Consider the following 10,381-nt stretch of genomic DNA (forward strand, 5'->3'; position numbering starts at 1 on the left):
AGGTTGCTGGGTGAAGGCAACTTCGTACAACTCCGGTTTGGCAAAAGCGGCATACGTGTACGAAACTCAAAGTATCTTCATGCCGCCTTCGCCAAGCCGGCGGGGACGTTAACGGCGAACCAAAACCAAATGAACTGCAGAAATCTACTTTTATTCTTTATACTGTTGACGGGCTGCCGCTATCTACCCTGTGGCATTACTCATGATCTTGACAATGCCAATAAAAATATTTCTCAGGAAACACTCATCGGAACATATTTTCCTGACCAGACTACAATCAATACTACTCCAGGATATGAGAATAAAAAGTCAGCTAAGTTGACACTTAATTCAGATCTCACTTTTAATCTTTCCGGTTTCCCCCAAAGCACTTTTGACTTTGAAGCTAACTTTCGAAACAACCACTCCGAGACTTCGGCCTTGGGCACCTGGAGCTTTTCCACGAAAGAAAACCGACCGCTACTTCAACTTCAGTACATTTTTGAAAAACCTATGGAAGACTACACATCATCCTATGAACTATATGAAAAAGACGGCAGACTTTTGATCCTAATTGGTATAGGTGACCCGGATGAATGCAATTACTCCAGACTTATTAAATCAGACTAACGCCGTTAACACGGGCTTTCCGCAATGCGGGCTGAAGAACATGTCACGGGCTTTTGTGCAATTGTGGTGGGTTCCTATCTTTATCCAGGCGACAGAGCTGCGGAGCCCCGCACAGCGTAAAGCCCCGTCCCGTTAGCAGCTACTTTATGGGAACATTCGGCACAGCAATATTTTCAGACGACTTTGCATGTGACATTCGTGACGAGTTCAAAGAACTCATAGGCAAGGGCATGACGTCAGAGGAGGCAACTAAATTTATGATAGCATCTAATTCGGATTCATTATCTGATGAAGACGAAGGTTCTGTTTTTTGGCTTTCTTTGGCTGCGATACAATGGAAGACTGGTCGCCTGCTTGAAGATGTAAAACAAAAAGCTATAGAAGTTATTAATACAGGCTCCGACTTAAAACGTTGGGAAGATGAAGGTGACGAAAAGCTTGTTGCAAAGCGACAAAGGGAATTGGTAAAACTTAAAGAGCAGTTGCTTTCACCGCAACCTGCACAAAAGATAATAGCTAAAGTCTATAAAGAATTTACTTCGTTTGAAGTTGGAGATGTTTTTAGTTATGCTCATTCGTCTGGAAAATATGCGTTGTTCAGAGTAATTGGACACTTTGTGGACAATGGTGGACGCAGACCGACTTGTGAAATCCTTGACTTTTTTGATACGAAACTTCCCACTGACAGAGAAACAATAGAAAAAATGCCTTTTATTTCGGCTAAGGAGAAAGACTTTTTAGGAAACAAAATGTCTCGGTTTTTCTTGGGTGACATAAAACAGAAATTTGAACCAAAGGATAAAGTGCAATTAATCGCTCGGAACATTAAGGGAATGCAAGAGGATAAAAGCCCATCAAGTTTAATCTTTTGGAGAGATCTTGACGCCAGGCTTACTGAACTATTTGCAAGTTAGAAAACAGCTGCTAACATGCGCTTTGTAAAAGTGGGGCTGAAGTGCTAATTTTCAACTGTAAAATAAATATCAGTTGAAGTGCTAAAGTGAAGCGGCATATTTTCAAATATCCCACCTTCACAAAGCGCTTCTACGTTAGCGGCCACTTAGATCCAACACGCTAAATGCACCACATGTGATACTGATGTTTGCCTTAATATTGGTTTCAGCTGCTTCTTATTGTAATAACAATATCCAAAATATTGATAGTTGCGTTGAATCCTACTCCTGAAATAAACATTACGGCAGAAAGTGACAAAATTTCCTTCAAGGAATTGATTGTGCGAAAAAGAAATTTTCATTTTCCAAAAGTGATAATGGGCCGCTAAGATTAATCTCAACAAATTTTCCATTTATCAAAATACTATAACTAAAAAAATAGTTGTATAACTAAAAAAATAGTTGTAAGATTGCCCAATAGGCATTATCAAAGTGAAAGCAAGGGCGGGTGTGTTGTATTTAAAATTATGAAAAAGAAAAGAGTATATCAGCAGATGGTTTAGATACGCTACCTCTCTTACAATTCAACTTTTGTAGACTTGGTTGTATAAATAATTAGTCAAATCAAACCAAACAAAATCGCGATGAAAACAAGCATCTGCCTCGTACTAATTATGTTGCAAATGATTTATCCAAAATTATCATACTGCCAACATAAGGACGTATATGACTACCAGGCTATGTATGAGATGAAGTACCAGCCTGATAGTACCGATATAAGTAGTATTAAATTTGAAAAAATGATTCTACTGTTTTCTGAAAATAGTTCATCATTTCTTTCATACCCACAGTATTTATATGATTCCGCTGCATATGCTGAAACACAAAAAGGGAATAGTTTTGGACCCTCATTCGCTTTTGCCTCTTCAGTTTATACGCCCATCACATACCATATCTTCAAATCACAAAAATCGATACAGACATTTGATAAAACGCAGACAACGAATTCACCCTATTTTGAGTATGAAGAGAATACAGACATTTTCAAGTGGATACTAAAGGATGAATTAGACACAATAATGAGTTTTGCATGTCAAAAAGCAGAGGTGAATTTCGGAGGTCGAAAGTGGACTGCATGGTTTACAAACGAAATACCAATCTCTACTGGTCCTTATAAGTTTTCAGGACTGCCTGGACTAATTGTGAAAATAAGTGATAGCCAGGGTTATTGGAACTTTTCACTAACCGATTTGGTAAATTTTAAGACAAAAACTTATCCATTCTATAAGCAAGTACCAACTAAAACAACTAAACAACAGTTTTTTAAGTTGTTGAGGGAGAGTTATGATAACGCATTCATACTTGATCAGCAAAATGGTATCACCTACCTGACTGGTGTTGAAGAATTTAAGGCAAGGGCTGAAAAAAGGGCCAAGGCAGCCAATAACTGGATTGAGATCTATCATGCGGAAAAGAAATAGCATCGGTATCATTCTACTTCTGTTAGTGTTTCCATTATTATCTTCTGCTCAAATAATAATATCCGGTATTATTACAGATAGCGTAGGAATTGCAGTACCTGGGGCCACTATCACCTGCAGTAGATTGAATAGCAGTTCGATTTTATCTTTCTCCCAATCCGACGGTAAGGGTAAGTTTTCTTTTTCGGTAACACCGGCCGTTGATACTTTGATGGTAACAGTCAAGCATGTGAGTTATGCATCTATATCACTAAAAGTATCTGGCAGCCAAATTAATGTTCATTTCAAATTAGCACCCAGTATTGTACAATTACGGACTGTTGTAATCAAAGAAAGGCCTGTATACAAGCAGGGCGACACTTTAAACTATAATACCAATGCATTTACTTCACAAGAGGATAGAGTCGTTGGTGATGTTTTAAAAAAGCTTCCCGGAATAGAGATTAGGGATCAAAGGATCTACTATCAGGGTAGGCCAATACAAAAATACTATATCAATGGTCTTGATCTATTGGAAGGAAAATATGGTTTAGCGAATGACAATATACCATCCGACCTTGTGCAGAAAATACAAATAATTGAAAATGATCAGCCAATCAGAATATTAGATTCTCTTGTTTTCTCTAACAGGGCATCCATCAATATTAAACTAAAAAAATTTACAAAGACGAGCACAGCAAAGGTTGGCATTGGAGGTTCTCCGCTACTATGGGATGTTAACCTTACTCCGATGATTTTTGATAGGACATTTCAAATATTAAGTAATTTCCAAGCCAATAATATAGGCGATGATGCAGGAAAACAACTATCCGTATTAGCTTTCGATAACGCTTTTGGCTTGAATAACATTGAAACACCATTAATTACGACAAACTCATTTCTCGATATTAGGTCAATTCCAATTCCGTTTTTTAGCTCAAAGAGATGGTTAGATAATAGAGTCAATGTCGCAAGCTCAAATGTCTTAAAGAAGATCAGTGATAACACTGAGTTGAAGGGAAGTATTTCTTTTCTGAATGATCGCAGGCAAATGACTGGCTCTACCACTACCACGATATTTACTCCAGGTGGGACAATCAATCTGAGAGAGAACATAGCCAACAGCTACAATATTAATGACATCAACAGCAGTATCACTGTTCTGAAGAACACAAAGAACATCTATTTAAAAAATAGTTTTGTTCTCAAAAGGACGTGGAACGACGATCTTGGTGGCATCAAGCTGAATGATTCCAGTATCCTGCAAAATAAAAGTCTAAGGAATTTTCTTGCATCAAACACATTTACTGCAACCTTTTTTATTCGCAAGCACCTTATTACGCTTCATTCTTTTATCAACCTCAATAGAACTCCACAGGAATTGCAAGTTACCCCTGGTCAATTTGCAAAATTGACCAACGCTGGCAACTACTATGCACATGTAAGGCAGTTGGTTACATATAGTAATTTATCAACTGACAATTTCATTTCTTCTTACAGGAAGATTCATCAGGTAAGTGTTAGTTCAAAAATTGGGGCAAAACTGAAAGTCCAAGATCTGGAGAGTGTGATTTCAATTGCTGATGCAGGTATTTCAGTAGCATTAAACAAGCAATTTAGAAACGATATTAGGTTTCAAGAAGGAAATATCTACTTTGATCTCAAGTCCCAATATCAGAAGTCTAAATTCAGAATTGAATTCAACCTTCCGCTGTCTGCTAATGGATTCTCCGTAAATTATAGCGAACTAAGGAAGAGAAGCGAACTTCAAACCTTGAACCTGGACCCAAGTTTGTATTTGAATTACCAATTATCAAGCTATTGGACTAGCACTATTTCCTCGAACTATAGAAACCACTATGGTAACATCACATCACTTTATACCGGATATTTATTGACGTCGTACAATAGATTGAATCGGTTTAGCTCATTTATTCCCCGGAGTTCGAAATGGAACAGTTCATTGAGTTTTAATTATAAAGATCAGTTGAAATCGAGGTTCGGAAATGTAACTCTCGACCGTTTGCAAGAGGATAGGGAGTTTCTTTATAGCACTGATGTTGATTCTTTAGGATTATCGTCAATTAACATAATAGGCAGGCAAAATCGGAGGAATACAAATTCCTTATCAGCAGATTATAGTATTTACCTAGCTACATTGAAGACTATTTTGAAGTTGTCGGGCGGGGTAAACCTAAACAAGGAAGAATTCATTGTTAATAGCGATCCAGCGAAACTTAAATCACAAAATTACAGGGTGGCGCTTAGTTTCAATAGTAACTTTTTCAAGAAAGCCACGATTGCTTACAACACTTCACTTAGTTATACGAAAAGTAGTTTTAATGCTAAGTCGATCAATAATGTGTTGTTTAACATGCATCAACTGAACATCAACTTATTTCCTCTCCCAAATCAGATAGTCACAATCTCTCCTGAATTGTTTGTAAATAATGTAGAAGCACAACGGGATCAGTTCTTTCTTGACGTGCTCTATAAGTTTCCACTCGTCAAGAAAAAGATTGAATTTGAAATAACTGGCATCAATCTGCTGAATAACAAACAGTTTGTTCAATTTTACAATTCTCAATTTTCATTGATTGAAAGTGGTTTTCAATTACGGCCAATGCAAGTTTTGGCTGTTTTTAGGTTCAGGTTGTAGTTATACTTGCCTTGGTTAAAAAAGCTGAATAAATATCAGTTAGCATTACGACCAAGTTCTATATGGAATACGGGTTTCGAATTAATGACCGCAACCTTGTCAAAGTACAAAGAATAAATTGCTAACCTTTTTAATATAAGCTTTCAATAGCTACTTAGCTGACGTATATGTAAACGGCTCAATCGAGCGGATTGAATAAAGTCCTTTCATATTGCAACAATGACAAAAGGCCGCTAACATCAGTTTGCAGCAATAGCGGCTGGAACTACATGGGCTCGACACCTGGAATACTATTGAACTAAGTACTAAAATTAAGCTGACGAATCACTGAATGCCGCTACTGCAGCAAGCTGTTGAACGTTATACCCAACCTTTGATGGACACATTCCTTAAATTAAACAGACAGAAGCTAAAGCCTGCGTTCTTTCGGACATCACTCGTCACATCAGGACTTGTTTTACTAATATTTTTAATTGCTTTTTTGGTTGCCGGAAATTTGCCTAGTGGAAAATTGCTGCTTTCAATACTATTGTTCACAGGAATTGGTTTTCCACTTTTCACAATGTTTCTTGGATATTTGACTGGACTACTTAATCATAAAGCGAGACAAAATGCATTCTCGAAAACACCATTTGACCAAATCAGTAACATCGGCTTTTATAAAGCGTATATAGGTGAAAATTCAAAATGGTCATTCACCGACGAGATAAAGGAAGGCAAACTCAATGGCTTCACATTAAGAATGGATATGTGCAAAGAAAAAGGTCGCCACTTCATAGAATTTGAGATCCCTGTAGAATGGAAGAAGCTTGACAAAAGTGAGTTCAATCGCTTAACCGAAAGGTTCAAACAGCACAACGCCGAATTTAGGATTGGAAGCATTGTCAAGCAATACGACACAAGACAACACACATTACAAACAGTATCCGACTTAAAGCAGGACTTGGAGCTGTTTACAGCACTTCTCCATCAAGAAGGTTTCAAAGCTAAATCGTGACAAGGCTGGGTATAACATCGGTTTGCTGCTATGCCGGCAGACGAAACGCAGCATCGGCTTTTTGTTCGCTTATCAGCATCTGTTCCAACGTGACCGAGCGCAGATGAACAGTAGAATATTTTTTGTACTTTGGTTTTTCAATCGGCTTCAGTTGCCAGGCTGACAAATATCAAATACCAGCACAGCAGCAAGCCGTCAACGTTGCCTGTAATGTTTGACCGACACCTAATGCAAGTTTAACCTGCTATGTTATCCGAAGGAGAAATAATTATAAACAAAGTTGCTCAAGGCAAACTAAGACTTGACGACGGTTTGGAATGGTTCAGAAATAGTGACCCGACAGAACATAGAAGCATTCTTGCATGGCTTCGTCTTTATTTAGAGCAATCCCATCCTGACCAACAATTAATTGACGATAGCTTAGAAAGAGTGCCTCTTAAACCAACTATGACACCTATCGTTTTATTTAAGACACATCCTCATAAAGTAGCGGCAGTGACTGTATGTGACCTACCAGATAATGAACTGGAGAAGTCGTTTATAACACTGTTGACACTTTTTAAGTATGCTGACACAAAGCGACGGGAGGTATTTTGCAAAAGCGGTTGCACACACGAATGGCATAACTTAGACAAGACGTCTAACGTAACTGACAACCGACTATTGACAAGAATTAAGAAGTTTTTTGGTTGACAGAATAACACTACAGGCAACATTGCATTGGCAATATGGCGGGGCGACGAACATATTCTCAGGTTTTTGTTCACTAATCGGCTTCGGTTTCAGCAGACGAATAACGCCAGGCAACAGAATAAACAATGAACTTTTATATCTTTAATCAGCATCGGCTATCGGCTGGACTTTCAATGAATACCGCCACATCGCCAATGCTTTAACGTTGGGCGTCATCCTCAGTGTCGCATCGTAATGCAAGGGAAGAAATAATTGGCCTATTTTTCAATCGACTAAGCTTTGACAATTACTTTTCAAATTGAAGGTCAACCGCTGGTGGTAGACTGTCATAAGACAAGGGAGTTCTATTTGACGCAGGAGAAAATCATAGATGACTGTCAATGCGAGAACTGCCAATTTTATGCAGAATACTTTACAAAAGAGCCCCTTGAAATATTTTCTATGCTTTCTTCAATGGGGGTTGATCTACAAAAGAATATTAATTCGGAGCCTACAGGCGTCTGGTGTATTAGGGACGAGAATCACAATTTTCGCCATTGTGGGCAAGTTTATCAAATAGTAGGGCACTTTCCTAATGGAAGCACCACTGAAATAAAATATGAAAAAGTGGAAGGAAACTATAAAATCACTGTGTTTTTTACCGGAGCTGGGAACGATGCGATAGATATAGACTTAATAATTGACAGAGTATAAGACGAACGCCCAACATCAGCTTGCTACAATAGCGGCTGGACGAACAGGGGCTCAGCGACAAAATAATATTTGACTTTTGCACTAAATTTAAGCTGACGAACCACAGAATGCCGCTACTGCAGCAAGCTGTCGGCCGTTACCTGCCATAGTCAAACTGTCTGCTATTCTGAGAGAAGAATGAACATTGTTTACTACACATATTTTCGGATTTACTCTTGGTACAAGAAAAACCACTTGACAACAGTTCCTGAAACTTTTGCAGCAGGCGTTTTAATGTTCATGTTCCTATTCGTTGGACTGCTGACCTGCTATTGGTTGGTTCGTCTAAATTATCTAGGAATGCCGAATGGAACTGCCTTAGCTATTTTTTTAATAACACCTCTTGTTTTGGGCACCCTTATAGAGAAATGGATGAAGAACAAGATTGGAGAGTTCGGGCGAAAATGGCAGAAAGAGCAGGGTTTAGCTAAAAAGATTAAGGGCTATTTGATTGCAGGATTAGCTATCGCCTCTTTCGTGGGTGTAGCATTAATTGCAAATGCGTTCCATGAATTAGGATTAGGCAAGCGGTAACACACGGCAGGTAACATGGGATTTAAAAAATAGCGGCTGAGGTGCTAAATTTAAACCAACAATAAAAATGGACAGTGGTGCAAGGGTGAAGCGACATATTTTCAAATGCCGCTACTTCTTAAATCCCCTTTCCGTTATGTGGCATTCAAAAGTGCATCATGTATTTATTTACAGTTGACGAAACATACATGATCACAGGGCGTGGCTTACTGTTGACACCAGGCCTTGGAGATAAGCCAGCAAAAATTGGTGATGCACTCGAATTAGTGAAACCTGACAAAACAATTTTGAGGACGGTTATTACCGGAATTGTATTTAATGAGCACCGGGACATATTAGTAGGCGCCAATCTGACGAAAGAGGATGTCCCGATTGGAACGGAAGTTTGGTTACAACAAGACAATGAAAGTTAATCTTGAAAATTACACAGTTGCCAGTAAGATATTTTTAGGCAACAATCTAAAGCTCATTTTGATCTCTACAAATGGACAAGATGCAAAAAAGGTAGTAGAACTTACGGAAGTTGTGGGCTTTATTGAGGATAAAGGCACGGGAAGGTTGTCATGGCTTCGAATCGATGATGGAAACGGTTCATACAACTTTGATCTTTCAATTCGGCTTCAGCGTCCAGAAATACAAACTTTCAACGAAGTTTTTCTCTTTGTAGATGATGCTTGTGTGAATTTTATTTTTCGAGCGGCTGCTAAGTCGGTATCATTTCGTGATTGGTGTGAGAATGATAAATGGCTTAAGTAAACGCCACATAACAGCAGCTTGCAGCAATAACGGCTTGACGAACAAGGGCTGAGCAACATACCATTATTCGACTTTTGCACTAAATTTAAGCTGACGAACACAGAATGCCGCTACTGCAGCAAGCTGTCGGACGTTGGTGGCAATATTAAAAAGCCTCCGTTCCAAAACTAAGTCGACAGAAAACCCTACAGCGTGACACAGACTTTCAGCAAGACCAAACTCAATCGCATGTTTCGCTTAGGTTATCACCTTGCCTTTGAGACAAAGCCCAAAAAGAAAGACTGGGTGGACATTTTTAATCTTTGGTCATGTGCCGCTTCAGGTGGGCACAAACGAGCACAATTTTATCTGGCAACCTGCTACGACCACGGTTTAGGAACTGAGAAAAATGCGGAAGAGGCTTATAAATGGTTTCTCAAAGCAGCCAAGCAAGGACATATGGAGAGCCAGTACAATATTGGCTTTTTCTATTATCATGGCGAGGTTGTGAAACAAGATTATAAGAAAGCGGTTCATTGGTACAAACTGGCGGCTAAACAAGGCGACACAGAAGCGCAAAGAGATTTAGGCGTCTGTTACATCAATGGCACAGGAGTTAAAGCGCATTTCGCTAAAGCTGTTACCTGGTACAAGAAATCCGCTGCTAAAAACGATGCTAAAGCACTTTATAATCTTGGGCTTTGCTATAAGCATGGCGAAGGAGTGAAACAGTCAGACAGGTGGGCAAAGCATTACTTTGACAAAGCCGCAGCCCTTGGACACAAAGCTGCTGCAAAGGAGTTGAAAGCGATTGTGTGACGATAATACTGCCACCAACATCAGGTTTGCAATATGGTGGCTGATGAACATGTGCTGAACAGATGAATAACATTCAACTTTGTTTATAGATCTAAGCTGACGTAACACAGATTGTCACCACATCGCAAACCTGTTAACCGTTAGCAGTAATTTTTGTGACACCGTTTCCAATCCAGAGTAAATAGACACAAACCTCATGGCAGACTGGTTCAGACGTAAATCATGGACGCAAACTGACGAAGAAGAGTTT

Annotated in this window: 11 protein-coding genes; all 11 read left to right on the top strand. The window is 39.0% G+C overall.

Translation table 11 applies throughout. The features are described 5' to 3' along the window. A partial coding sequence (locus DRJ53_RS21445) for a hypothetical protein (RefSeq protein WP_162303952.1) occupies positions 1-609 on the top strand: 609 nt, incomplete at its 5' end. Positions 610-755: 146 nt separating this feature from the next. Beyond that, a complete protein-coding gene (locus tag DRJ53_RS20700) occupies positions 756-1,523 on the top strand; it encodes a hypothetical protein (protein WP_114237586.1) in 768 nt (255 codons plus the stop codon). 623 nt (positions 1,524-2,146) lie between these two features. Next, on the top strand, positions 2,147-2,983 hold the full coding sequence (locus DRJ53_RS20705) for a GLPGLI family protein (protein WP_114237587.1): 837 nt from the start codon (positions 2,147-2,149) through the stop codon (positions 2,981-2,983). Next, positions 2,967-5,621, top strand: a complete 2,655-nt coding sequence (locus DRJ53_RS20710) for a carboxypeptidase-like regulatory domain-containing protein (protein WP_123893756.1) — start codon at positions 2,967-2,969, stop codon at positions 5,619-5,621. The genes DRJ53_RS20705 and DRJ53_RS20710 overlap by 17 nt, the downstream gene beginning before the upstream one ends. Positions 5,622-5,952: 331 nt before the next feature. After that, positions 5,953-6,618 carry a hypothetical protein gene (locus DRJ53_RS20715; protein ID WP_114237589.1) on the top strand — a complete coding sequence of 222 codons (666 nt, stop codon included), beginning with the start codon at positions 5,953-5,955 and terminating at the stop codon, positions 6,616-6,618. 246 nt (positions 6,619-6,864) lie between these two features. Further along, entirely contained in the window at positions 6,865-7,311 is a 447-nt protein-coding gene (locus DRJ53_RS21930; RefSeq protein WP_114237590.1) for a DUF5958 family protein, read from the top strand. A 279-nt stretch (positions 7,312-7,590) separates the two neighbouring features. Further along, positions 7,591-8,004 (top strand): hypothetical protein, encoded by a 414-nt coding sequence (locus DRJ53_RS20725; RefSeq protein ID WP_114237591.1) that lies wholly within the window; start codon positions 7,591-7,593, stop codon positions 8,002-8,004. Between the two features lie 234 nt (positions 8,005-8,238). After that, a complete protein-coding gene (locus tag DRJ53_RS20730; RefSeq protein WP_123893758.1) occupies positions 8,239-8,577 on the top strand; it encodes a hypothetical protein in 339 nt (112 codons plus the stop codon). 158 nt (positions 8,578-8,735) lie between these two features. Next, positions 8,736-8,990 (top strand): hypothetical protein, encoded by a 255-nt coding sequence (locus DRJ53_RS20735; protein WP_114237593.1) that lies wholly within the window; start codon positions 8,736-8,738, stop codon positions 8,988-8,990. Then, positions 8,980-9,333 carry a hypothetical protein gene (locus DRJ53_RS20740; protein WP_114237594.1) on the top strand — a complete coding sequence of 118 codons (354 nt, stop codon included), beginning with the start codon at positions 8,980-8,982 and terminating at the stop codon, positions 9,331-9,333. Before DRJ53_RS20735 ends, DRJ53_RS20740 begins: the two co-directional genes overlap by 11 nt. A 192-nt stretch (positions 9,334-9,525) precedes the next feature. Continuing rightward, positions 9,526-10,131, top strand: a complete 606-nt coding sequence (locus DRJ53_RS20745) for a tetratricopeptide repeat protein (RefSeq protein ID WP_123893760.1) — start codon at positions 9,526-9,528, stop codon at positions 10,129-10,131. Positions 10,132-10,381: the final 250 nt, after the last annotated feature.

This window comes from Paracnuella aquatica, from assembly GCF_003332885.2.
In the GTDB taxonomy this organism is placed as follows: domain Bacteria; phylum Bacteroidota; class Bacteroidia; order Chitinophagales; family Chitinophagaceae; genus Flavisolibacter; species Flavisolibacter aquaticus.

What these genes read in the sequence shown, in the direction of transcription:
- DRJ53_RS20705 (WP_114237587.1), top strand. Translation starts at nt 2,147, where the DNA reads ATGAAAACAAGCATCTGCCTCGTACTAATTATGTTGCAAATGATTTAT.
- DRJ53_RS20715 (WP_114237589.1), top strand. Translation starts at nt 5,953, where the DNA reads ATGCCGCTACTGCAGCAAGCTGTTGAACGTTATACCCAACCTTTGATG.
- DRJ53_RS21930 (WP_114237590.1), top strand. Translation starts at nt 6,865, where the DNA reads ATGTTATCCGAAGGAGAAATAATTATAAACAAAGTTGCTCAAGGCAAA.
- DRJ53_RS20740 (WP_114237594.1), top strand. Translation starts at nt 8,980, where the DNA reads ATGAAAGTTAATCTTGAAAATTACACAGTTGCCAGTAAGATATTTTTA.
- DRJ53_RS20700 (WP_114237586.1), top strand. Translation starts at nt 756, where the DNA reads ATGGGAACATTCGGCACAGCAATATTTTCAGACGACTTTGCATGTGAC.
- DRJ53_RS20735 (WP_114237593.1), top strand. Translation starts at nt 8,736, where the DNA reads ATGTATTTATTTACAGTTGACGAAACATACATGATCACAGGGCGTGGC.
- DRJ53_RS20710 (WP_123893756.1), top strand. Translation starts at nt 2,967, where the DNA reads ATGCGGAAAAGAAATAGCATCGGTATCATTCTACTTCTGTTAGTGTTT.